Source organism: Vibrio litoralis DSM 17657, from assembly GCF_000426765.1.
GTDB classification, from domain to species: Bacteria; Pseudomonadota; Gammaproteobacteria; order Enterobacterales; family Vibrionaceae; genus Vibrio; species Vibrio litoralis.
Genome location: NZ_KE384566.1, coordinates 344,063 through 367,331, shown reverse-complemented (window position 1 = coordinate 367,331; position 23,269 = coordinate 344,063). Strand labels below are relative to the sequence as shown.

General features: G+C 38.6%; 21 protein-coding genes and 1 tRNA gene. 5 read left to right on the top strand and 17 right to left on the bottom strand.

Going from position 1 to position 23,269, the window contains the following annotated elements; all coding sequences use genetic code 11:
- Positions 1-162: 162 nt before the first annotated feature.
- The 7 genes from K358_RS0112005 to K358_RS0111975 all read right to left on the bottom strand — a co-directional run bounded on the left by K358_RS0112005 (position 163) and on the right by K358_RS0111975 (position 8,224).
- Positions 163-1,413 (bottom strand): ABC transporter substrate-binding protein, encoded by a 1,251-nt coding sequence (locus tag K358_RS0112005; RefSeq protein WP_156888724.1) that lies wholly within the window; start codon positions 1,411-1,413, stop codon positions 163-165.
- 202 nt (positions 1,414-1,615) lie between these two features.
- A complete protein-coding gene (locus K358_RS0112000; RefSeq protein ID WP_027697052.1) occupies positions 1,616-3,061 on the bottom strand; it encodes an ATP-binding protein in 1,446 nt (481 codons plus the stop codon).
- A 38-nt stretch (positions 3,062-3,099) separates the two neighbouring features.
- Positions 3,100-3,819: a response regulator gene (locus tag K358_RS0111995; protein ID WP_027697051.1), complete on the bottom strand. Its 720-nt coding sequence runs from the start codon at positions 3,817-3,819 to the stop codon at positions 3,100-3,102.
- Between the two features lie 141 nt (positions 3,820-3,960).
- Positions 3,961-4,581, bottom strand: coding sequence for a hypothetical protein (locus K358_RS18820; RefSeq protein ID WP_051241297.1), 621 nt, complete (start codon positions 4,579-4,581; stop codon positions 3,961-3,963).
- Between the two features lie 34 nt (positions 4,582-4,615).
- A complete protein-coding gene (locus K358_RS0111985; protein WP_027697050.1) occupies positions 4,616-6,010 on the bottom strand; it encodes a sensor domain-containing diguanylate cyclase in 1,395 nt (464 codons plus the stop codon).
- Positions 6,011-6,118: 108 nt separating this feature from the next.
- Positions 6,119-6,709, bottom strand: coding sequence for a hypothetical protein (locus K358_RS0111980; RefSeq protein WP_027697049.1), 591 nt, complete (start codon positions 6,707-6,709; stop codon positions 6,119-6,121).
- Positions 6,710-6,982: 273 nt separating this feature from the next.
- The gene (locus tag K358_RS0111975; RefSeq protein ID WP_027697048.1) at positions 6,983-8,224 is read right to left on the bottom strand and encodes an aromatic amino acid transporter; all 1,242 of its coding nucleotides are present in this window, start codon (positions 8,222-8,224) and stop codon (positions 6,983-6,985) included.
- A gap of 406 nt (positions 8,225-8,630) precedes the next feature.
- Between K358_RS0111975 and K358_RS0111970 the strand changes: the two genes are divergently transcribed.
- Positions 8,631-9,329 (top strand): hypothetical protein, encoded by a 699-nt coding sequence (locus tag K358_RS0111970; RefSeq protein ID WP_027697047.1) that lies wholly within the window; start codon positions 8,631-8,633, stop codon positions 9,327-9,329.
- Between the two features lie 166 nt (positions 9,330-9,495).
- Here the strand turns inward: K358_RS0111970 and K358_RS0111965 are convergent, their stop codons facing one another.
- The 3 genes from K358_RS0111965 to K358_RS0111955 all read right to left on the bottom strand — a co-directional run bounded on the left by K358_RS0111965 (position 9,496) and on the right by K358_RS0111955 (position 11,365).
- Positions 9,496-9,915 carry a GNAT family N-acetyltransferase gene (locus K358_RS0111965; protein WP_027697046.1) on the bottom strand — a complete coding sequence of 140 codons (420 nt, stop codon included), beginning with the start codon at positions 9,913-9,915 and terminating at the stop codon, positions 9,496-9,498.
- Between the two features lie 48 nt (positions 9,916-9,963).
- Positions 9,964-10,737 (bottom strand): aminoglycoside phosphotransferase family protein, encoded by a 774-nt coding sequence (locus K358_RS0111960; RefSeq protein WP_027697045.1) that lies wholly within the window; start codon positions 10,735-10,737, stop codon positions 9,964-9,966.
- Positions 10,738-10,867: 130 nt separating this feature from the next.
- Positions 10,868-11,365, bottom strand: a complete 498-nt coding sequence (locus K358_RS0111955; RefSeq protein WP_027697044.1) for a GNAT family N-acetyltransferase — start codon at positions 11,363-11,365, stop codon at positions 10,868-10,870.
- 313 nt (positions 11,366-11,678) lie between these two features.
- On the opposite strand from K358_RS0111955, the gene K358_RS18440 reads away from it, so the two are divergent.
- Together K358_RS18440 and K358_RS18435 are read left to right on the top strand one after the other, a co-directional pair.
- Entirely contained in the window at positions 11,679-12,230 is a 552-nt protein-coding gene (locus K358_RS18440) for a hemerythrin domain-containing protein (RefSeq protein ID WP_051241296.1), read from the top strand.
- 257 nt (positions 12,231-12,487) lie between these two features.
- Entirely contained in the window at positions 12,488-13,660 is a 1,173-nt protein-coding gene (locus tag K358_RS18435) for a tyrosine-type recombinase/integrase (RefSeq protein ID WP_244875252.1), read from the top strand.
- Here K358_RS18435 and K358_RS0111940 read toward each other — a convergent pair.
- The 5 genes from K358_RS0111940 to K358_RS0111920 form a co-directional block, all read right to left on the bottom strand.
- Positions 13,645-15,195 (bottom strand): DNA polymerase, encoded by a 1,551-nt coding sequence (locus tag K358_RS0111940; protein ID WP_169716295.1) that lies wholly within the window; start codon positions 15,193-15,195, stop codon positions 13,645-13,647. The genes K358_RS18435 and K358_RS0111940 overlap by 16 nt on opposite strands.
- Positions 15,188-16,840: an RNA-directed DNA polymerase gene (locus tag K358_RS18430; RefSeq protein ID WP_038150142.1), complete on the bottom strand. Its 1,653-nt coding sequence runs from the start codon at positions 16,838-16,840 to the stop codon at positions 15,188-15,190. The genes K358_RS0111940 and K358_RS18430 overlap by 8 nt, the downstream gene beginning before the upstream one ends.
- Positions 16,841-17,062: 222 nt before the next feature.
- Positions 17,063-18,331: a VapE domain-containing protein gene (locus K358_RS0111930; RefSeq protein WP_027697042.1), complete on the bottom strand. Its 1,269-nt coding sequence runs from the start codon at positions 18,329-18,331 to the stop codon at positions 17,063-17,065.
- Positions 18,332-18,357: 26 nt separating this feature from the next.
- The gene (locus tag K358_RS0111925; RefSeq protein ID WP_017026015.1) at positions 18,358-18,573 is read right to left on the bottom strand and encodes a helix-turn-helix domain-containing protein; all 216 of its coding nucleotides are present in this window, start codon (positions 18,571-18,573) and stop codon (positions 18,358-18,360) included.
- A 230-nt stretch (positions 18,574-18,803) separates the two neighbouring features.
- A complete protein-coding gene (locus K358_RS0111920) occupies positions 18,804-19,817 on the bottom strand; it encodes a hypothetical protein (protein ID WP_027697041.1) in 1,014 nt (337 codons plus the stop codon).
- Positions 19,818-19,962: 145 nt separating this feature from the next.
- On the opposite strand from K358_RS0111920, the gene K358_RS0111915 reads away from it, so the two are divergent.
- Positions 19,963-20,982, top strand: a complete 1,020-nt coding sequence (locus tag K358_RS0111915; RefSeq protein ID WP_027697040.1) for an ABC-2 family transporter permease — start codon at positions 19,963-19,965, stop codon at positions 20,980-20,982.
- On the opposite strand, the gene K358_RS0111910 is transcribed toward K358_RS0111915, so the two are convergent.
- Positions 20,979-21,716, bottom strand: a complete 738-nt coding sequence (locus K358_RS0111910) for a hypothetical protein (RefSeq protein ID WP_027697039.1) — start codon at positions 21,714-21,716, stop codon at positions 20,979-20,981. The two genes, K358_RS0111915 and K358_RS0111910, sit on opposite strands and share 4 nt — an antisense overlap.
- Before the next feature lie 241 nt (positions 21,717-21,957).
- Positions 21,958-22,034: transfer RNA gene (locus K358_RS0111905), tRNA-Arg, on the bottom strand.
- A gap of 246 nt (positions 22,035-22,280) precedes the next feature.
- On the opposite strand from K358_RS0111905, the gene folD reads away from it, so the two are divergent.
- Positions 22,281-23,135 (top strand): bifunctional methylenetetrahydrofolate dehydrogenase/methenyltetrahydrofolate cyclohydrolase FolD, encoded by an 855-nt coding sequence (folD, locus tag K358_RS0111895; protein WP_027697038.1) that lies wholly within the window; start codon positions 22,281-22,283, stop codon positions 23,133-23,135.
- The last annotated feature ends 134 nt before the right edge of the window (positions 23,136-23,269 follow it).

Below are 23,269 nucleotides of genomic sequence, written 5' to 3'. Positions count from 1 at the left end.
TCAAGAGGTTGATGCTTAGTGGAATCGAAAGCGTTGTCCATAACCGATCCTTTGTTTACATCTATACCCAAAACCCAATTGAATGAATTTTAGGCAAAGGTTATCTAGGCTACGTGAATTCACACGCAGCCTAAGTTCAGTGAGATTTATATTTAAGAAGGGTTATTGAGCCGCTTTAACCGCTTTCGCTAGTTTCTCAGCTGCCGCTTTTGGATCCGCATCTTTATCGTTAAAGAAGTTAGTGATCACATCAAACATTGCGCCCTGTACATAGCTGGTTGTTGACATGCCATGCGCCATACTTGGTACTAAACCACCGGTATCCGCCGTTGCTTTAAATGCCGCCATTGAATCCAAGGCACATTTATCAAACTTCGACATATCCATATCTAGACGAACCGGAATCGAGCCTTTGTTCAAGTTAAAGACTTCTTGGAAAGGTTTAGACAGGATGGTTTTCGCTAAATCTTGCTGCGCTTTTTGATTCTCTTTGTCTTTAATTTGGAAGAAAGCAAAGCTATCCACGTTGAAAGTGAATGAATCAGCAGTGCCCGGTGTCGGTGAACAAGTATAATCAGTACCCGGCTGTTTATTGGCTGCGCTGAATTCACCTTTCGCCCAGTCGCCCATCACTTGCATTGCCGCTTGGCCATTGATCACCATTGATGTGGCAACGTTCCAATCTCGGCCTGGCGAGTTGCTATCGATATAGTCACGAACTTTTTTAAAGGTAGTGAAAGCCTCAACCATTTTATCGCCCGATAATACATCTTGGTCTAACTCGACAAAGGCTTTGTTGTAATCTGCGTTACCGAGTTTCTCAAGTGCAATTGCTTCGAATAATGTCGCATCTTGCCAAGGCTGACCGCCGTGTGCTAAAGGAATAATTCCGTCGGCTTTTAACTTATCGCCCACTTTAAAAAATTCATCCCAAGAAGCTGGTACTTTCAAGCCTTCTTTATCAAAAATCGCTTTGTTCGCCCATAGCCAGTTTACACGGTGTACATTGACGGGTACCGCCACATAGTGACCTTCATATTTCGCTGTATCCGCAACGACTTTAGGTAAAATCCCATCCCAATCACCTTGCTTAGCCACATCATCAAGGTTGGTTAAAAAGCCTAAGTCTGCCCATTCTTGAATGTTATGACCTTTCATTTGTGCCGCGGCCGGTGGGTTACCCGATACCGCACGAGTTTTCAGTACTGTCATGGCACTTTCACCACCACCACCAGCTACCGCGAAATCTTTCCAAGAGTGACCATCTTTTTCCATCATCTCTTTAAGTACCGCGACCGATTTCGCTTCACCGCCTGAAGTCCACCAGTGAAGTACTTCGACTTCCCCCGCTTGAGATAGTTGTGAGGTAGAAAGCAGCGCAAGGGTAAGAAGACTTTTTTTCATTGTATTCATCGTCATCGTCCATGTTGGTTATTGGTTGTAGGTTATTGCTTATTGGATTAGAGCCAAGACACCGTAAATCATCCTATTTAGCCTAGCAGTGGTTTGGCTTAACATCACTATATGCAAAGAGTGGTAGGAGCATTGGCACGAAAAGTAACACCACTGTAACAAATGTGTTACATGTGAGTTTTATCACTTAAATCGACAAGTATTATTGAGGTCGGTGAGTATTAAACGGCAAGATCACTTGAACATGTAAGCCAGCATTGGAAGCATTACGAATATGGATGGTACCGCCATGAGCATGCAAAATATTACGGCAAATACCAAGACCTAAACCGTGTCCTTCTTTATCTTTGGCCAACCGAACATAAGGTTCAAATACCGATACTAGTTGTGCTTCTGGGATTCCAGGGCCTTGGTCGACAAAATTGAGTTCCACATAATCTTGAGTTTGCTGGCAAGTAATATTGAGACTATTACCATATTTGACGCCATTATCGACTAAGTTAGTCATCACCCGCTTCAACGCTAGCGGCTTGCCTAATACTGGTGCGATAGTTTCTTTTGGTAAGGTAACTTTTGTATGATGGACATTGTGGGTTTCCGCCGCCGCAAGCAATAATTCATTGAGATAGACGAGGTTTGAGTTCTCATGTAACTCCGTGTCATGCACACACTGCAGCGCCCCTTTAACCATCATTTCTAGCTCATCTAAATCTTGATTAAACTTGGCTCGTTTTACGTCATTTTCTAGCAGTTCAGCTCTTAAACGTAAACGAGTAATCGGGGTTTTAAGATCGTGAGAAATAGCTGAAAACAGATGCTCTCGGTCCATCACATAATGATGAATACGTTGCTGCATACGATTAAACGCAAGGGTCGCGGTCACTACCTCATTCGCGCCTTCTTCTGGTAAAGGTGACTGTTCTCCATCAACACTCATCTGATTAGCTGCTCTGGCCAAGTTACGTAAAGGCCGCACTTGGCGACGGATCATAAAGTAGCTAAAAAGCAGCAATAAGGCAGTAGAAAGAAGCAAATACAACCATTGAGATGGCGGTAAAATAGTGTCTTCTAACGTGTTGTAAGGTGGTGGTAATAGCGCGGCAATATAGATCCATTCATCCGATTCAAGCTCAATTTGCACTACCATAATCGGCGGATCCAATGGCTCTAACGTCAGAGTATAGTGCGCCCAGGATTTAGGGAGATCACTTAAATAAATATCATTTTTTAGAATCTTCAGCTGTTCCGGTTTAGAAAATTCCACATGAATCGAACGAACATTATTTAGCTTATCACCAAGCGCTTCAGCCATTGAATTTATTGCCACTTGTTTTAAGCGGCTATCGTTAATCGGCTGAATATCAAGGTACTCATGATTAAACGACACAAAAAAGCGCGTGCCACCCATTTTGCGTAATTGCTCCATGATCACATGACGATAGTTCACCGGTAGCGCTTGAAAATAAGACACGGTAGAGGCAAATAATGACGCCATACTCACCGTGGTGGTTTTAATTCCCGCTTCTTCTTGCTGGCGAGAATTGGTATACCAAATGGCGGTCGAAATACCTTGAGCAAGCACCACAGTTAATAGCGTGAGCATGAGTGTACGAGCAACTAAGGATTGAGACTTCCAAAAATAGCGCATACGACTAAGCTACCCTAGGCTGAAAATACATCATGATATTACTGACCATAATGCACGGTTGCGGTAAAAATATAACCATTACCCCGCATGGTTTTAATGTATTTGTGCTGCTTGCCAGTATCGCCTAAACGTTGGCGTAAGCGGCTTAGTTGTACATCAATTCCACGCTCAAGTGGCAAAGCTTCACGGCCTTTGATTTCATAGGAAATAGTATCGCGATCCAGTACTTCATTAGGGCGAGATAAAAATAGCATCAAGAGCGAAAAATCACTGCCTGACAATTCAATTTTTTCTTGTGTTTCGGTGTGATAAGCGGTGTGTGAAAGGGTATCTAGTTTCCAATCACCAAATGAGATCACACTAGGGTTGGTTTGTTCATCAATATGAGTACGACGTAACAGCGCTTTAATTCTCGCCATAAGCTGCCTAGGGCTAAACGGCTTGGCGATATAATCATCGGCACCAATTTCCAGACCGACAATTTGATCGGCTTCATCGGATACGGCGGTCAGCATAATAATTGGTACATTAGAATGCTTACGGATATGCTGACATAGGCTAAAGCCATCTTCGCCAGGTAGCATGACATCGAGTAGTAATAAATCGGGATAGCTATGCTGCGCAATATAATCACGCATTTCATCGCCATCATTGACCGTCGAGACGACAAACCCCATCTTACTTAAATACTCATCAAGTAACTCTCGGATCTCCTCATCATCATCCACGACTAATATATGCTTATATTTCTGCGTCATTTCCCTACAACCTAAGTGTTTATACTTTGCATATTCCATTGGCAAAGATATTTTTTAACACAATAGTAACAACTGGTTCTCAAGGCGAGAAATTCCTCAAGATAGGTTGTAATAACTTGAACTAAGTCGAGGGAAATACGGTTAACGCCTTGCGCCCCCTAACCTTCCTCCACCAATTCGCCCACCTAGGTTACCACCTCGCATATTAGGTCTAAACTCAGGTCTGGTTGCTGGCCTTGAACTAGGTCTTGTGGAAATGGGTCTCGTGGAAATTGGTCGATTTGACGCACGATCTAAAGTAGGTCTTTGCTTGCTTTGCCATTTGGTTTGCAACGCTTGCTTTTGTTCGCTAGTGAGCTGAGTATCCGACACTTTCTGGCGTACCGCTTCACGCTTTTCCTTTATCGCTTGCTGCTTCTCTTCCGGCAGTGACTCAAACTTCTGATTAAAATCTTTTTTCAATGCGGGAATATCTGGGCCATCGCCCTCTTTCCAGCCATCAATCTTATCTTTAATCTGAGCTTGTTTTTCAGGATCAAGCGTATGCCACCAATTCTCGACAACTTGCTTAAACTCATCATCTGTAACGCAGCAATTAGGATAAACATGATCTTGATAAAACCAGAAATCATCATGCCACCAGCTATCGGTATAAACATAAGTAGTACTCGTTGAAGGCGTTGTTGAACAGGCGACTAATCCAAACGTAACAAATAAAGCAAGACACCACTTTTGCCAGATTGGTTTGGTCAATTTCAGCATAAAAACTCCTAATGCTTTTCACAATAATTGGTAATTAACCAACTTCTATTCTATCTCGTCCATTGTCTTTAGCTCGATACAAAAGCCCATCAACACGCTTCAAAATCTCATCCATTGAGTCTCCTTGACAGTCTGTCAAACCAACACTAAACGTCGGTCGCAACTCTTTCCCTTGAACACTCATTGGTCTATCGTATATCTCTTTCTTAAGCCTTTGTAAGATAGGTAGCACATCCGCTGCTGATTTGTCAGGGAAAATCGCTAAAAACTCTTCGCCCCCCCAGCGACCATAGTGGTCATCATCTCGACAATGCCGTTTCACACTCTGGGCAAATAACTGAAGCACTTCATCACCAATATGATGTCCATAATTATCATTAATCGATTTAAAGTAATCAAAATCAAAAATAGCACACGCCAACTTTCTTTTAGAAACAGCTCCTGTTGACAGATTCAAATATTGAGCCATCACTCGCTCAGTACAGCCTCGGTTAGGTAGCCCTGTTAATGCATCGGTATTCGCTAAAGTTCTCATCTGCTGATGAGCATTTTCAAGCTCAAGTAAATCATTATTTCGAGCAATTTCATGTCCAACCCATTCAGCAAACAAACGGATCAACTCAAAATCCTGGCGTATAAACGGTCTCGTGGGTTCTTGACTGGAAAAGTTAAGCGTACCGTAGCGTTGACCATCCACAAAAATAGGCGTACCTAAGTAAGCTTCTAATTTGAAGCTTTCATAGCAGGGGTGAGAAAAAATAGCACTTTGCGATACATGATGAAATCCTTGCACATCATTAGATTGATAGACATGCCAGCAATAAGTGATCCCAAGATCAAACTTCATACCTGAATCTAAAGCATCATCAGGATGGATAGCTTGCTGAACAGCATAGTCATCACCAACAATGTGGCTAAAAATGCCAATGGGTAACCCAAAATGCTCTGTGCCCAGCTTTAAAATTTCATATACGCGCTGACTAAAGCTCAATTGCCTTGATGAGGTAATAATATGGAGCTTGTTTAAAGTTTCTTCGGCTGAAAGACGAGAAGAGTCATCTTTAACCATCACCACAAAAAATAAAGTATTGTCTAAATTATCTTTTATCGCTCCAGCAGTCGTTTCACCTCTAAACACTTTGCCAGCTTTATTGCGATAAGTTGCGACGTAAGAATCATTAACCAGCTCAGCTTGTGAATTAAAGCGATACTTACCTTGTTGCTTATAATCTTCTTCTTTTGCATATAAAACTTGAGAACTACAATGTATTAACTCCTCTCGTTTATACCCAAACAAATCCTCTGCAGCAGTGTTCATAGCAACAATTTCACGCGAAAGGTTACCAATAAGAATCGCAGTATCAATATGTTCAAAAACGAGGGAAAGCGTCTTTTCATCTAAGATATTTTCTATACTAGAGGCCATCATTTCTATTTACCTTAACGTTATCATCTTTACTAAGTATTGATGTATTAAAAGATAAATCAAAGATTTAGAGTTAAAATTTGAGACACTACACTCTTCATTGCTTAATAATTATTGAGATACTTTCGACTTCAAACCACTTCCCGCATCTTTTAATAAGTCTATCGGAGACAAAATCACCCCTTTAACCGCCCCTTGCGCAGCTTGTTTCGACAACTCTTCACTTTTATCCATCAGCTCATCCACTTTGGCTAACATAGGTGGTACGTCTTGACGCAACAGTGCAGATTCCCTTAAAACTCCCGGCAAAGTTTGCGTTCGGATTGCTTTAGATTCAGACAAAACATCCGGCAGAGCCTGTGTCCGAATCGCTTTTACTTCAGCTAATACACTTGGAATATTCGTATTGATCGCAGAAGCGGTTTTATTGACCTCACCTACCGTAGTGTTCACTTCACCAATAGTCTTATTGATATCTTGCGCGGTTTTCACGGCATCCGGCGTGATGGTGGCAAACTTATCCGCTACCTCAAGCCACTGATCGATTTTCAATGTCTGCGCAGTATTTGAAATTTCCGTCAGCATCTCTGGGTACTTATCGACTACCGTATTTACCGTAGAAGTGAAGCTATAAATGGTATACCCCAGATAAAAAATCGACGCGGCTAATACCGCCTGAATTAGCATTCTCATACGAGCCATTGTTTATTCCTTCATAACAAAATTACATTCAAAGTATATACCCAAGCAAGATACATATCTCTTTTCGCTAGACACCCAAAGTAATTGGAGTTGCAGTGAGGCGACAAGAGAATGAAGCCTCATGAGCATAGCTCGTCTATGTGATTGAGGTGAATGAACGCTGACAACAAAGCTGCAGCTTCAAGTACGACGGGTATAAAATAAAACCCTCAGCACTTTCATACTGAGGGTTAGCATTATTTCTATAAACTAGGCTCAATTCGCCTTTCAGCATTAGCCTTTGAATACTGGCAAAATATCTAGCATGGTCAAGAAGTGGAACACCGCGGTCGCCACACCAAATAGTAACACTGCGTATGGGATCACTTTGCCACCAGCAACCACAAAGCCCTGCTCTGCCCCTTTGCGCTGGCGAGCTTTCAACACAAGTAGTGCTGGAATGATACAAGTCCAAACCGTTGCCGCTGCGCCCGCATAACCAATCGCTAAAATAAAGCCAAATGGGAACAATAACGATAGCACTAGCGGTGGCATAAAAGTTACTGCCCAAGTTTTAGTACGGCCTGATTTACTACGGTTATCAAAACGGAATAAGTCAGCAATGTAATCAAACACACCTAAACCAACCCCAATAAATGACGATAAAATTGCAGATACAGAGAAGATATTAATCGCTTGCGAGACTTTATCGGATGCCACCACGGTACCTAGTGATCCTAGTAGTACATCGACATTACCGCCTTGCTCGATCACCGGACCAAATGAATCACGAGATAAGTGACCAAAGATACTCACCAACCAAATCACATATAAGAATAAAGCAATTGAAGTCCCGCCTAGAATCGCATATTTGGCTTTACGTTCTTCGCCATAATAAGCACGCATTGAGGCAACAGAGTGATGATAACCAAATGAGGTTAAAGCTATAGGTAACAATGCCATGGCATATTTAGCGTATTCACCTTGCTGGTTTGTCACATCCATCAATAAAGAAAAATCGACATGAACAGTTAAGCCAAACACACCAAAAACAAAACTTAGCAGCATAGTACAAATTAGCACCACTGAAATACGGTCAACCGCGCGAGTTGAATGCCACACCACACTAGAAGCAATAAACACAAACAACACCGATGCCGTTTTACTTTCTAGCCCAAGCGAACCTTGCAGAATCAAACCAAACGATGTGGTGTAGGCATAAAGTAAAATCCCACCAACAAAATAGACGGTTAAGTTGTTAAAGGCGTTTACCTTTTCACCCAATAAGTCAGATGTCACGGTATTAAACGATACATTCAAGTCGTAATGCTTAAATGCTTCTAGCAACAACCAACCAGACACCGTCATCACTACCATGGTTAAAGCAATCGCGAGTATAGACCAAACCGTCCATGCGCCAGCTCCTGCACTCGGCAGCCCAAGCATACCTGCACCAACACAAACACTTGCAATAATACAAGCGCCACCCACCAATGAAGGCTGTTTCGTTGTTGTCGTTGTTGTAACGGTAGTCATAATAGATTCTCTTTACGCTAAATTAAGCAAGTACATCCTGTACCCCTTAAAAACAAACAAGCATCAAGCGAAGAAGATAGGAAGTTGGCCGAAAACGGTATTCAAAAAGAAAGGCAACCAAGTTCTGTGCTGATGTATGCGCTCATCATAGCGATAACAACCAGACTAGTAAACTAGTTAGCTGATACAATATCGAACTTTTGTGAATTAACAGAGGATCTGGTTAAGATTTGAACGCAGATAATATCGCCTCTTGGGTAAACAGCAAAAATATCAATTACATTCCAGTAAGACTTGTATTCAAACAAACAAAACATAACCAATTGATATTTAAATTTATTACCTAACCAGTTTCTAGAAATAGTATAAATCTAGCTAATTTATTTCGACTTACTGGAGAGCTCTTATGCGCATGACAATATTAATCGGTCTCTTACTATTTCTCACTGCCTGTACGAGCCAACTTCCTAAACCATTTCCCTTCCCACAGATTAGCCTCAAAGATGACATGCTTATCTATAACGGCATAATCTCTGGAGATGGCGTATTAACCGCACAACGCATCGCCAGAAACAGCCCAACGAAAATCACTAAATTACAAATCACCAGCCCAGGTGGAATGATTGAGCCGGGTATAGAGTTAGGCTATTTCATCAAAGAAAATAATCTCGATTTAATCATTACCCAACTGTGCTTTTCTGCCTGTGCCAACTATTTATTACCGGCAGCCCGCAGCATCACTATTAAAAAAGACACACTACTAGGTTGGCATGGAGGGGCAAGACAAAGTAATGCTATATGGAAACAGAGTATCCCTAATAGCCAGTGGGATGATTTCTACCCTTACCTGGAACGACTAAGAGGTAAAGAATATCAATTTTTACAAACTATGGATGTTGCCATCAATATTACAACTTATGGACAAACCAAACTCAATACCTGCCAAAAAAGTAAACAAACATTGGGTTGGTATTACACATTAGATGACATGAAAGCAATGAAACTTCCACCGATTAAAATTGAAGGTGGAAAATTATTAGAATCAGTAATGTATCAAGATGAAAAAGTTACCGTTTGTCTGATGCCTGAAATATTCAACACATAGAGAACTGGTTTTAATTCCATACAGCTTAAAAACAAAAACCTCAGACAACTGATTAAGTTATCTGGGGTTTCTTTGTATATGGCACGACACTTTAAGCAACAAGCCGAATTGTTTCAGTCTACGCTGGATTATTTTGGGTCAAGTTAAGGCAATAGATAGACTTAAACTAACTCATTTTTAACTGTTCAACACTGGATAAAACCCAAGCACTATTATGAGGCTCAAAGCCAATTTTTGGATAATAGTCTTGAGCCTGAGGAGCTGACAGCAGAATCACTTTACAACTGGGGCTCAATTCTTCTTTAGTGACCAAGATAAGATATTGACCAATACCACTAGATTGAACGCTTTCATCAACCGCAAGATCTGATAAGTAACAGCAATAATGAAAATCTGTTACAGAACGTGCCACACCAACAAGCTGATCTTTTATCCATGCAGTAACAATTAGATTCGAGTTTTCAAGCATGCCTTTAATTGTGGCTTCATTTTCTAGTGGCCGACGTTCACCAAGCGATGTTTTCTTTAGCAAATTCACAAATTGTGCAACTGATATCGGTTGGTTTACTTTGTACTCAATTTCCATTTTTCACCCTCTTAGGCTGGATTGGCTTATAAGGCTACAGTCGCTTTGTTAGTTGCACAATGTGCACTCAATTTTTTGTTTATTTTCAGTGATATATTCTATGTCATTTAAATAAGCTTGAAGATGACCTTGCTCTATGTTTTCAACAAAGGATTCATTGCCATTTTCGGCTTCACTACGCATGAAGAATACTAAAGCCTGTAATCGCTGAACCATAGCATCGGCTAATTGCTCTCTTTCTGATTCAGTGGCGCCGTAACTGTCACAGAACAACTTAGCTCTAGTCACCTGTTCTGAGATTGTGCCTAGCTTATCATGACTGTCAGTTTTAAAAGGAGACCAGCAATAAACTGAATATGCTAAATCCCATATTCTTGAGGCTGGGTGCGCAGTATCGAAGTCAAACACACCAACGACTGTATTCTCCGATAGAGCAACATTGTACGGGGTAAAGTCACCATGACAGATAACCTCAAATGGTTCTCTCGGGTCTAACATCCATTGGTGTTCGTTGACATCGATTTGCTCCAAGAGTGAAGCTGTTGAGTCATGTATTTTTCGTAGTAACTGACCCGCTGAAATAAGTGATTCATTTGTTGCGATTGCGCCAACTAGCGGATAATTATAGGTATTACCTGCCATAAAACTTAGGATTTCTTGGTCTTGACTTATACCAAGAAATTTTGGACTTTCATTTACCTTTGCTCGCTCAAGATGCTTCAAAATAAGATGAATAGTAGAGCTCCATGGCTGAAGAGGTCGATAGACGACTTCACCATCTCGATATATTGCAGATTCTCTACCGCCTGATAATTCTTCCACGAAGCCTCCCTGTGTAACTAATGTTTTGCTAAAGTGCGGCTAAACTACGAAACCTAAACAAAGCCACCGTATTCACTGGTCTCAACCGAACCAGAAATGACAAATGTTAGCCACACTTTTAAGCCATTTATTATGTGTTTACATCGTATACTGGGTTAATTCTAGACATCAAAATCATATCGATATACTTGCCATATTTAAAAGTACTGAGGCGCTTTATACCTTCGACCCTAAACCCGACTTTCTCATATAGAGCTTGTGCTGATGGGTTATCAGAATGCACTTCTAGCTCTATACGGACCAAGTTCAACCAATTATCTGCTTGGTCAATTGCCTCACTCATCAAAGTTTTCCCTATCCCTGCCCCATGATTATCAGGATGAACCGCAATAGCTATTCCAGCAGTATGCTTATCCCTAATCTTAGTAGTTAGAAATAGCGTTACATGACCGACAACTTTACCGCCTACTTCAGCAACAAGAGTATATTGATTTGGCGAATCAAATAGATTGGATACTTGCGAAGAACTCAAACAAGGGAGCTGAGAAGTATTAATTAACACTTCTCGGAAACTATAAATTCCATGTAAATCTTGATGATCCGATTCTTCTAAATGTCTTATTTTCAAATTATATCCTTAGTAAAAATGCCACGCGTTACGAATCTGCCTTAAACGTTGTTATGTGCGTGCTTTAAATTCACTCACCAAAGCCATCTAATAACGAAGAACTGTGGATTTATTCGCTAGATGACTTCAGGCTACTGTTAGTCTCAGCATAACTAACATACCAAGAATAATCTCAACAAGAACAATAGCGGTTACCATTTATTTTGATTTAAATCAACAAACATTAAGTTGCATTTAAAATACCACTTAAAGCCGATGGCCATACTTCATTGAAGCGTTATGATGAACACTGCACTGATTAATGGAGCATATTATGAGCTTACAATGTGGAAAAACAAACCTAACTCAAGATCAATTAAGCCAACTCGAATCCATGCCAGCAGATCAACTTGCTGATTTGATTGAATCTACCCACCACCAATATATTCGAGAAACCGGGCCACAATTAATTGAAATGGCAGATAAACTGCTACGAGTACATGGAGAAGAATCTGAGACTATTCAGAAGCTGACACCATTAATTCATGCTTTAGTGAATGAACTCACTCCACATTTATACAAAGAAGAGCAAATTTTATTCCCAGCAATTAGAGGTCTTGCCACACAAACACCTCAACAAACCTGCTTTGGTCATATTGGTAACCCTATACGCGTCATGACCCATGAGCATAATGAAGCTGATCAAATTGTAGTGGCCTTGCAGCAAGTGACTCAGAACTTCCAAGCTCCAGAAGAAGCCTGCCAAACCTGGCAACGTTGCTATAAAGTCTGTGACGAATTTTGCCAAGATTTAATCAATCACATACATGTAGAAGATACAATTCTCTTTCCGGCTGCGATAGAAATGGCTGACGAAGCAGTATAAAGATTATAAATAGAATACAAAAAACCCCAGACAACTGATTAAGTTATCTGGGGTTTCTTTGTATATGGCACGCCCTACAGGATTTTAAGGGTTCTTTTAACTCGGCTTAACTCACATTAATTTATCTTAATAATCATATCGTTACAATGTATTCTTCGTTACCTTAGATTTAACGAAAATTGACCAAAATAGCCTATTTTTAACGCCATCGGCACGGCATAGGCACGGCAGGAAATGAGTATTAAGAGAGTTCAAATATGGTTTACAGCTTCAATTTTACAAAAAATTCACTCGTAAACATCGAGCCAGCATCAACAAGAAAAAGATATAGAGATTCAGGAGGCTCTAGCAGCGTTCAAGGATTAGGGCTAGAAGTAACAAAAAGTGGCACTAAAACCTTTAATTTTATTCAAAAGGTAAACGGGAAAAACCTGCAAATCACATTAGGCCGATTTCCTGAAATTACTGTTGAACAAGCAAGGAAGTTAGCTAGAGAGGCCGCTCATAAAATAGCATCAGGCGTTAATCCGAATGAAGAAAAACGTACAGCCCGTAATTACACAACTTTTGATCAGCTATTTGAATATTATGAAGCGTCATTTCGTCTCGATATCAAAGCAGGTAAACGCAGAGAAAGCAGCCTAAAAGGCCATGAGACTTTATACAGACTTCATATCAAACCTAAGCTTGGCAAGCGTACCATTGATAATTTTGCCAAAGATGAAGCAAAGTCCTTCCTTCAAAAAATATTAGCCACGAAAGGCTATAGCTTGCACAACCATTCGTTAACCTTGCTTAAGTCGATGTTCAACCGTGCTGATATTGAGAAAAACCCTTTTGCAACCTTAAAGAAAATTGATGAAAGTGTCTTTAGGCGTGAGCGTACCCTATCAAAAGAGGAACTTTGTCGCCTACTCGATTCACTAGAACAAGAAGAACCCATTTATCAAGACTGTATATTATTGTTGCTATTAACAGGCCAACGTAAGTCCAATGTATTAGCGATGGAATGGAGCGAAATAAACAAAGATGCTCGAACGTGGATCATTCCTGTCCATAAAATCAAAACCAAGAAACCGCATGTTGTTCCCATCTCTCATGAAGCAATGAAGATCTTAGAAAGACGCTCACTCGAAGCGGAAAAAGGCCAACAATATGTTTTCCCTAGTACTCGAAGTGCGACAGGTCATATTGCGGATAAAAGCGGAATGGGCGGATTTTGGAATAGAGTAACCAAACGGGCCGGTTTATATGATCCGAATGATGCGAGTAAAAACCTACAGGTACACGATTTAAGGCGAACCTTAGCCACATATCAGGTTACTTCTGGCGGTTCACTTCAAGCAACAAGCCGACTTTTAGGCTACTCAAATATTGGCGTTACCGCTAGTGTTTATGCGCATCTTTCTGTTGACTATTCTGAAATATAGAAATCTTCTAATGAAGCTTTTCCTTGAATACCTGGTAATACTTCTGTCATAACATTTTCAAATATTTCTTTAAATTTTTCAGAACTTACTTTTTCAGTATGCTGAATAAGTGCCGCATCATGCATTGGGATCAATATATCTATATCATCAACTTTTGAAACTTCTAACAGAGCAAGCTTAAAAATATAAGTTGCTGTACCTTGAATAACGTGATTTACAGAAATTCTTTTTTCTTTTTCTGTTAACTTACCTTCACCTGCCCTTTTTAAATAGTTAGACTTGATAGTACCAATTCGACCTTCACTCTCAAATTCTTTCCAAACACTTTGTTTCCAACTTTCAAAAACCTCAAATTTTTCAAAGTAATCTTGAAGCTTGCCAGAGTTCCCTCCCATGCTTATTGTAGATTTCTTTATATTATCCATTGACATACCATAAACATATGAAAGAAATATTACCTTGGCACTTTTTCGTTTATTTTTATCGTTAAAAACTTTAATAGCAAAATCACTATAAGCATCTGTTCTCGTATATATTTCAATCATCATAGGATCTTTTGAAATATAAGCCATAACTCCGATCTCAAATTGATCATAATCGACGTAACTCAATATCTTACCTGCATCTGGTATAAAAATATCCCTATACTTTTTAGCAATATTTTGAATTGCAGGAGATTTATAATAAATTCGAGATGTTGATGTCCAATGAGATTCAACTATAGGATGCAATCTATTAGAGGAGCTCGATATTGAATTAAATATTTGATAGCTTTTATTTATCTTCTGCAAACGGCGAAGATCATCCGTATATCCATCTATGGAGGGTATGAAATCAAGTAGAAAATCTATAGACACGCCATCAACATGATAATTCAATGTAATTAACTTTTCCCGAATATCACCTTCTTTTGGTAACTCATACAATACATCATGCTTCTCAGAAAACTTTTTTAATTCTCGATAAAAATCTAATTGTAAGTTTTCCTTGTGCTCTCGAAAAGTTTCATTATCTATTTTTATCCCTCTACAAACAGCTAAAGTCATTAAATTATATACTGGTAATTCTAAACTATAAAACCTACTCGTTTCCTCTTGTTGATAGGAAGTTTCACTTAAACTTTCAAAATATTCACAGAGCTTATGTGCAAAAAGAAGATATATGTCAAAATCAAAACTTTTCCTCCTATAATACACATCCATATAATAATTAAAGTCCTCAGATTTTGAGAATATTGGTTTGATAGTTTTTGATATATCCCATGGTTGAGTATCACTAGTAACAGATTTAACTCCAGATACAATCTTTGCTAAAAGTACAACATCAATAATCTTATTCGGTAATACATTTGCACTTTTATATATAGAGCTTGAAATCAACCAAAAGTCATGTGTAACAATGAAACATTTATAACTAACGAGTTCTTGTACTGTTACCTCAAAAAGACTTTCATTATCAAATATAAAATATCGGTCTTTTCCACTTTCTGAAAAGTCTTTTTGATAAACAAGAAAAACCACTTTTCCTTTACTCATATGGTGATATCTCATGATATATTTCTTGAATTAAAGTCGAGTTAAAATCCTTAAGGTATATTGACTCGCCTTTAAATAGTTTATTTTCCTTTAATCTTTTAACGGTCCCTTTTAGACGATATCCTACCTTACCAAACATTGGTTGTAATTTTTTTGGTGATGTGTCTTGAAGTGCTATTAAAAAGTATCGTTGATGTTGATATGGCCAAGTGTTATCAAAAGAATCAATAAACTTTTCAACCTCATTCTGCAAGCCAATTGATGCCAAATAAATAAAACATGCTGGTGTTTCTGGGCTTTTAATTTTCTTTTCAATTTTCAGCTTGCAAAAATCAATCAAATTATCATCAAAATATTTATTATGAGCCATAAGTAGTATTAAATTATAATTTTGCCAACCATATATCGCTACATTTTCATTTACTATATAATTAGATATGACTTTATTTTGCTCATTTGACAAGTCCAAATCCATTAAGAGTTTACAAAATTGATCTGTGGAAACCGGCTGTTTCCCTAGCTCCCCAATTAATGTATCTGCAATCTCTCTAGCTAAAACTGATTTAGCCTCAAATAAATTAGATGATATCAAGGTCTTAAATCTATTTATACAATAACGGAAAGGTCTACTTTGAGTTTTTCCCTCGTCGATCTGATTTTTTAAAAACTCAAAAAGAATTGGAATCGATCTTGCGATAACTTTCTTACTTTTAGATCTCCACATAGTATCAATTAAAGTCATAGTGTCATCTTTACTAGGAAAAAAATCCTCTTTATTTCCACTATGTTTATTGAGTATTTCTGTCTTTTTGGAATTTATATTCAACCCTAACTTTCTTAATTCAAAAATCAGGTCATTCAAAGCTCTCCTTGCTTCCATTTCATCATTACATATAATCCTAATATCATCAACGTAACGAAAATAATCATATCCTTTCTTTACCATTTTTTTGTCAACAGAATCAAGAACGACATTCGCAATAAATGATGAAGCATCACGATTTTGAGGCAATCCATGCTTATCGTTATAACACCATTTCTCTAATAAAACTTTCAAAGTGCTAATAGCACTTCTAATCGTGTTTTTTTCTGCCCCTGATACATTAAGGTCTGCTATCATTCTAATGAATGAACTTTCAATTGATTCAATATTTATTTGTTCAAAATAATTGAGAAGGTCTGTTATTAAAAGTGTTTTATCATCAATTAGTGAAACATAGCTAATATTTTCAAATGTATTCCACAATTCAATACGATGCTTAAAAAGATACTTTGAATTACCATATTTATTATATCGATGGCTAAAAACTCGATTAGATAAAAGAGGATCGAAATAAGGCATTAAAAAAGTACATATAGCCTGATATAGAAAGCGGTCATAAAAATCTGTTTCTAAAGTATAGCGTAGACCCAATGCACGTTTTGGCACATCATAAATAGCTTTGTCACCTGATTTATAATTACCATGGTTGATATTAAGATTTTCAGCTAAAACACGTTGCAAGTCAGTCTTATTAGAGAGTAGATCTTCATACCTAATTGCATCATAAAACCAGTCATCTTTCATGTCCTGTCGTAGATGCTTTAATGTTGCATTTGTATCAATAGGAAATGTTAGAAGTTGTTCTGCTTTGAATGTATTCAAAAGATATCCTATCTAAGTCGATGATGCTAAGGATCTACTTTATCCAAACTACTCTATAAAATAAAGGTGTTACGATGCTGAGTAATAAATAAAATGACATTTATACTAATCATTCTCCTAAATCTACAAAATCCCCATTAACCTGTTTAACCAATAACTCAAATGGTTAAACAGGTTAATGACTTAAAGCAAAACAGCCTTGCGACATGGCAAGGCTGTTGTTCAAAATGGTGTAACAGTTGGAATTTTATAGAAGGTTTTATTTGCCCGACCCCGCTTGCTTTCGATTAGGTTATCTTCAAACAATTTCTTAAGGGCTTTACCAATGGCTCTCACTTGGTTTTTGCCTATATCGCAATAACTGCACACATCGGTTGCCGTCATCCATTCAAAGCCTCGGCTTTCCATTTCTACATCGATAAACTTATCGTATAAAAGCTCATACCAATTGCCTTTGAAATCGTGCGCTTTGTTCACTTCGGCTACTCTGACTCTTTCGGCATCGGTTAGCTCCCACGACTCACCATTCGCATATTTAAACCGAATCTCTAACCAAAACTGCTTAAGCTTTTCGGTTTCGATTTGGTTTAGTCGTCCGTTGTTATATTGCCAACCTAATATTCGGTTAATTTCATCTAGGTTTATTTGGTTTAGAAGCTCAATAACAGCGTATCGGCTTGAACCTGTATCATCCCGTAAAAATTCGGTTCCGTTTACGGTTGCAATGTAAACGGTTTGCCTTTTCTTTTTGATATCAGACCGACCATAAGGCGGCCTAACCGTATCGACTTCTCTGGTTAAAAAAGCTTTCAATGCACCTTGGTTATTTTTTGAGGTTCGTTCTAACTCTCCTAGCTCAACAATCACGCTTCGAATGCAGGTTAGAACCGAATCTTTATTATCAGGGTTAAGCTCTGCCCCTTCGAGAAACGAACCTGTAAACACATCGGCAAACCGCTTTATAAAGGCGGTTTTTCTAAATGACTGCCCACCTTGCAGCACTGGTACTAATTTTGAGCTAAATCTCGGTTCATAAACCGCAGCGACAACCGAAATAAAAAACTTAGTCATCACTATTTCGGCCAACTCCGGATCTTTACTGTTCATTGCGGCAATAACAGGCTTAACCCTTTCAATACCATCCCATTCACTTCGGTTTAAATATTGCTTAAAAGGATGATATTCGTTGTTCTCTGCTAACGCTGTTAAATGATCATCAATCGTTGATTTAGGTAAGCCAGCTTTTAGACATTCACTTAAAAGCATACTGCGCTTTCTTTCAAAACTGATATCTAAAGGTGAGCCATCTTTCAATAGCTCAATTTCATTATTCATTTGGTTAACAGAAGGCGTTATTCCTAATGATTTGGTTAAAACAGCAAAGTTATCAAGCGTGCTGATCGGTTTGCCATTCAACGCTAAATCAGGGAAATAACATTGCGCCTGTACGTTTGGTTTCAGTTCGAAAACTTGTTCACTCATTTCCATCATTATTTATCTCCATCTTTACCCATGAATTAAGCGGTATGAGTGAAAATTCGACCTTCAATAAAGGTATCGAGATCTTTTAAGGTGTAATAAACCTTACGACCGACTTTGATGAAAGGTAAATGATAACGGCCAGTACTTGCCCAAACGGCTAAAGTGCCTTCTGTTACCCCTAGATATTCCGCCGCCTTTTTACGGTTAAGTTTGTTACCAAAGCGACCTAAGTTAATGTTTGTATTTTCCATGTTTAATCTTCCTTAATAGTGTTATCCCGAATTGGATGAAACAAAATTAAGATCTATGGAGCTTACAGACAATCAATTGAGGGGTACGGGTTTTTAAAGTAATGATGAACCAATGGATCGTAAGTAATTGTAAAATGGTATTTTTAATCAGGTACGGATGGAAATTTATGCTTTTACTAAAAGCTAAAAGCAACCATAAATATGTTTGCTTTTAGCTGAATATTATCGCTCTAGACGACTTTAAAGTTAGTCACCATGCTCTGAACTCGCCCACCTAAAAATGAACCACTTACATCTAGCTCTAGCAAGCAAGGGAATCTGAGTTTTTCCAATTCTGGTATTAACTCCTCATTGAATGCTATTTGGGTTAATTCATAGCCTCCACAAGAACGAATTGTATAATTACTTGAGCCAGTGGATTGTATTGGCTTCGCTACCAACAAAGTCGAAAAATCAAAATCTCGATTATTCTTTTTTGAATAGCCATAAGCTGAGTTATACCCTAAAACAATCAGTTCACTATTTGTCTTTGGTTTTAGCAATTCTGATTTAGAAACTAGCCCTAATTTATTTGAAACAACGGAGATAATCTTTTCATCAAGTATTGAAACTTCAAATCTAAGGTCATTTTCTAAGTGTACTTTCATTGCTTCATGATCAGGGTGATATGCCCAGTATCTTGGGGCATCATAAATGACTCCTTGCTTTAAAGTATCAAGCGTATCCATTGCTGAATAGTCAGACATATCAATGACCAACATTGGAGTGCCGTCTAACTTTACTTTCTCTAGCTTTTCCTCTGAGACATCATTACTCACCACAATTTCTATATACAACTTTTTACCTAATGCATTACATGTCACATCAGGAATAAACCCGATAGAAGCTAATTCTAGTGAAACACTTTCCACGGTTAACACTTTCGATTCTTCGATATGTGACTTTTTATGGACTTGATCGCTAATATCATAACCTTCAACATTAATCTCTAAGTTAGGTGTCGAAACTAAGCATTCCCATTCAATAATTTGCTTACTAAGTTGATGTAATACAGACTCGTTACAACTCTCTCCATCTCCATTATGATGAGCAAAGTGATGGACTTTCACATCACCTTTTTTCGCAATTAATGCTCCCCCACAACTTATACATTTTGCTTCACACTCTAGCCCCCTCTGAACCTCATCAATGTAAACAACATTTTCATCTTTTAGCCCATATGCCATTGTATTTAATTCGTTCATTTTGCTTTCCTCAAGTTGATTGATTTTATGCAAAGTCACATTCTTTGCGGTCAACTTGAAGATGCTCTCAAAACACTGATAGATATAGGGTATAAAGGGGGATTACCCTGTATTATCCCTTTTGGACGGAGGATGGATTCGACAAATGAATACGGATATTAAACAACTAAATGAAGCGATCAAAGTCGCTGAAATATTTTGGGATGAATACAACAATAAGGATAAAAGCAATAATTGCTGGAGTGTATTTACAGGCTTATTACAGTTAACTCAAACCTGCCCAGCCTTAGAAGCTGAGAAAATTGATGAGTGCTTCTTTTCAACAAAAGAACTAGCGGAAAAGCTCAGTGAATTAAACCAAAAACAATCTAACTTTTATCAAGGTAAAGAGATAAACCGACTTTACAATGAAGTCACAAAACGTCTTGATGAAGTAAACAGCCGATTAGTTGAAATTGCACACGATACAGGCGCAGCCGTCATTCCTTCAATAGAGAAAACGCAAACAAGTGGCGGTAAAGGAAATCAATCCTCATACCGTTTTATAGCTCGGCCTATTGACGATATAGAATTAAAGAAGCCCGATTTATCTCTAAATGATGAAAATAAGCTAAATTCAACAGTAGTTAGTTACCATATCGAGTCCACACCTAAGTTACCTATTTGGTCTCGTTGGCTTAATGATATCGATATGCAAAGATATCGTTTACCTGTATTACTTTTAACCATTAGCCCCGTATTAGCGCTGATGATTTCAGTCATCTTATTCTGGCTTAGTTTAAGTTATGACATTCCTTATAACTCCAGCATCATTGTAGGCTTACTTATCTATAGCTCTATATTTTGCCTATGCTTTCATTACTTATTCTCACTGATTAATTTCAATATAGCTCTATTGCCTGATTGGATGCTTCCGCTTCGTCTTAAAGCAGCAACCTTACGCTATGAACTGCATGAACCAAATAGTGAACATATAAGTACAATCAGAAAGTTATGTGTGAGGGTTTATACTGGTAAATGTCCTATTTGCTCACATCGAATTTATCTCCAAGCAAAAGGGATACCGTTTAATAAACGAATCATTGGTGTGTGCAGTAACAACCCAATTGAGCATCAATTTAGTTTTGATTACACCACACTCAAAGGTGAAAAACTTACATGTTAATTTCGCTGTTTTTTAAGCTTATTGATTTGCTCGTTTAAAGCTGATTTTTCGAGATTTGGAAAAGTCGTTTTTCGAGTTTCTACTCTCGGCTTTTCACCGTTCACAGACTTGTAAGTGATCTTTAATTCAAGGTCATTGAATGGTTGGTTTGAATCTAATACATCCTCTACTGCAATCGACTTACCTTGGTAATAACGTTTGTAGTTGGTATAAACCCGATTCGCTGCTTTTTCTGAATAGCTGCCTTCTAAGCAGACGGTAAGAAATAGAATAAACTCACTAGAGCGAGAAAGTTTAATCTCTTTCGACCAATCCTTCCAAAGCTTAGTTAGCACTTCATAACGATAATAATTGCGGCTTTCCGGCGTTGTCACGTTTAAAGACTGGTTTCCAGTATGCAAATCACTATCGAATACATAAACGCCCTTCTGACGTTCAATAAACGCTTTTAATTGCTTTTGAATACTCTCAACTGGTTTGTCATCTAACGGGTAGCTATCGTTTAGAAGATCGGCCATTTCAAAATAAGAACGGGGATCTTTGTCTTGAACGTCATCGAGTAGGCTTTGAACTTTACCGAGTAATTGAATTGCGGTCTTAATTGATTTTAATTCAGGGATAGCAGGAACTTGTTTTAGTAGACTTTCGCACTCTTCAACCTGAAGAACGGACAAACCTAAACTTTTCAATTCATGCTGTTGAGATTTAGATAAAAACTTCGCCATATCAATCATTGCTATATTCCAAGTGATAACAACAAATTACCGAATAATGATGGTATTGAGTAATGATCAGGCTAAATTTGCGAAAAGGTGCTCATTTGTTATAGCTATTGTGGAATTAACAAAGATTTTTTAGGATGGGTACGTTCGTATGATTATTTAACGAAACTTAATTTGAGCGGCACGGCATAGGCACGGCAGAAAAAGAAAAAGCCTCGTAAATACATGATTTACAAGGCTTTTCTTTGAATAATGGCACGCCCTACAGGATTCGAACCTGTGACCACCTGCTTAGAAGGCAGGTGCTCTATCCAGCTGAGCTAAGGGCGCTTTGAGTGGGGAATTATACGAGATGAATGAGTTAGGTCAATGGCTTTATGGTGGATTGTGGCTTAAGTGCTGAAAAAAAAGGCATTGTTCATTTCAGCCAATTATTAGAGCTGGTTTCCTTTTTGTTAAAAATGAAAAATAAACCTTATTGGCAAACGTTTGCGTTATAGATATTGATCACGTTATTTGCGACAATACGCCGCGTTGTCTACTGCTGCTAGTCTAATGAGGATAGTAAGGAAAACCATGACTGCTCAAATTATTGATGGAAAGTTAATATCTCAAACCGTTCGTTCGGAAGTAAAAGCTCGTGTTCAGGCTCGTGTTGAAGCGGGTTTACGTGCGCCAGGCCTTGCTGTTGTACTAGTAGGCAGCGATCCAGCCTCTCAAGTTTATGTTGGAAGTAAGCGTCGCGCTTGTGAAGAAGTAGGCTTTGTTTCTAAATCTTATGATTTACCAACTACCACCACAGAAGCAGAATTGCTTGAGATGGTTGAGCAGCTTAACAATGATCCTGAAATTGATGGCATCCTAGTTCAACTACCTCTGCCTGCGGGCATTGATAGCACTAAAGTTTTAGAAACTATCCACCCTGAAAAAGATGTCGATGGTTTCCACCCATACAACGTAGGCCGTTTATCTCAACGTATTCCTAAACTACGTTCATGTACCCCAAAAGGTATTATCACTCTACTAGAGCGTTACAACATCGATACTCGCGGCAAACATGCTGTCGTGGTTGGCGCTTCAAATATTGTTGGCCGCCCAATGACACTAGAGTTATTGCTAGCGGGTTGTACTACCACTACCTGTCACCGCTTTACTAAAGATCTTGAAGGCCATGTACGTCAAGCAGATCTACTGGTTGTAGCGGTAGGTAAACCAAACTTTATTCCGGGTGCTTGGATTAAGAAAGGCGCAATTGTGATCGATGTGGGTATTAACCGCATGGAAAACGGCAAACTGATTGGCGATGTGGAATACGATGTTGCGAAAGACAATGCCAGCCACATTACGCCTGTTCCGGGTGGCGTTGGCCCAATGACGGTAGCAAGCCTAATTGAAAACACCATGTATGCGTGTGAGAATTTTTCGAAGTAATTGCTCTCACCCATAATAAAAACATCCCTTATTGAGTAATCGGTAAGGGATGTTTTTGTTTTCTAGCGAAGCAAATTTCATTAAAGCTTATTCAGCTATACCATTTACCTATCTATCTCATCCACCAGCCAGTC

What these genes read in the sequence shown, in the direction of transcription:
- K358_RS0112005 (WP_156888724.1), bottom strand. Translation starts at nt 1,413, where the DNA reads ATGAATACAATGAAAAAAAGTCTTCTTACCCTTGCGCTGCTTTCTACC.
- K358_RS0112000 (WP_027697052.1), bottom strand. Translation starts at nt 3,061, where the DNA reads ATGCGCTATTTTTGGAAGTCTCAATCCTTAGTTGCTCGTACACTCATG.
- K358_RS0111995 (WP_027697051.1), bottom strand. Translation starts at nt 3,819, where the DNA reads ATGACGCAGAAATATAAGCATATATTAGTCGTGGATGATGATGAGGAG.
- K358_RS18820 (WP_051241297.1), bottom strand. Translation starts at nt 4,581, where the DNA reads ATGCTGAAATTGACCAAACCAATCTGGCAAAAGTGGTGTCTTGCTTTA.
- K358_RS0111985 (WP_027697050.1), bottom strand. Translation starts at nt 6,010, where the DNA reads ATGATGGCCTCTAGTATAGAAAATATCTTAGATGAAAAGACGCTTTCC.
- K358_RS0111980 (WP_027697049.1), bottom strand. Translation starts at nt 6,709, where the DNA reads ATGGCTCGTATGAGAATGCTAATTCAGGCGGTATTAGCCGCGTCGATT.
- K358_RS0111975 (WP_027697048.1), bottom strand. Translation starts at nt 8,224, where the DNA reads ATGACTACCGTTACAACAACGACAACAACGAAACAGCCTTCATTGGTG.
- K358_RS0111970 (WP_027697047.1), top strand. Translation starts at nt 8,631, where the DNA reads ATGCGCATGACAATATTAATCGGTCTCTTACTATTTCTCACTGCCTGT.
- K358_RS0111965 (WP_027697046.1), bottom strand. Translation starts at nt 9,915, where the DNA reads ATGGAAATTGAGTACAAAGTAAACCAACCGATATCAGTTGCACAATTT.
- K358_RS18440 (WP_051241296.1), top strand. Translation starts at nt 11,679, where the DNA reads ATGAGCTTACAATGTGGAAAAACAAACCTAACTCAAGATCAATTAAGC.
- K358_RS18435 (WP_244875252.1), top strand. Translation starts at nt 12,488, where the DNA reads ATGGTTTACAGCTTCAATTTTACAAAAAATTCACTCGTAAACATCGAG.
- K358_RS0111940 (WP_169716295.1), bottom strand. Translation starts at nt 15,195, where the DNA reads ATGAGTAAAGGAAAAGTGGTTTTTCTTGTTTATCAAAAAGACTTTTCA.
- K358_RS0111930 (WP_027697042.1), bottom strand. Translation starts at nt 18,331, where the DNA reads ATGATGGAAATGAGTGAACAAGTTTTCGAACTGAAACCAAACGTACAG.
- K358_RS0111925 (WP_017026015.1), bottom strand. Translation starts at nt 18,573, where the DNA reads ATGGAAAATACAAACATTAACTTAGGTCGCTTTGGTAACAAACTTAAC.
- K358_RS0111920 (WP_027697041.1), bottom strand. Translation starts at nt 19,817, where the DNA reads ATGAACGAATTAAATACAATGGCATATGGGCTAAAAGATGAAAATGTT.
- K358_RS0111915 (WP_027697040.1), top strand. Translation starts at nt 19,963, where the DNA reads ATGAATACGGATATTAAACAACTAAATGAAGCGATCAAAGTCGCTGAA.
- K358_RS0111910 (WP_027697039.1), bottom strand. Translation starts at nt 21,716, where the DNA reads ATGATTGATATGGCGAAGTTTTTATCTAAATCTCAACAGCATGAATTG.
- folD (WP_027697038.1), top strand. Translation starts at nt 22,281, where the DNA reads ATGACTGCTCAAATTATTGATGGAAAGTTAATATCTCAAACCGTTCGT.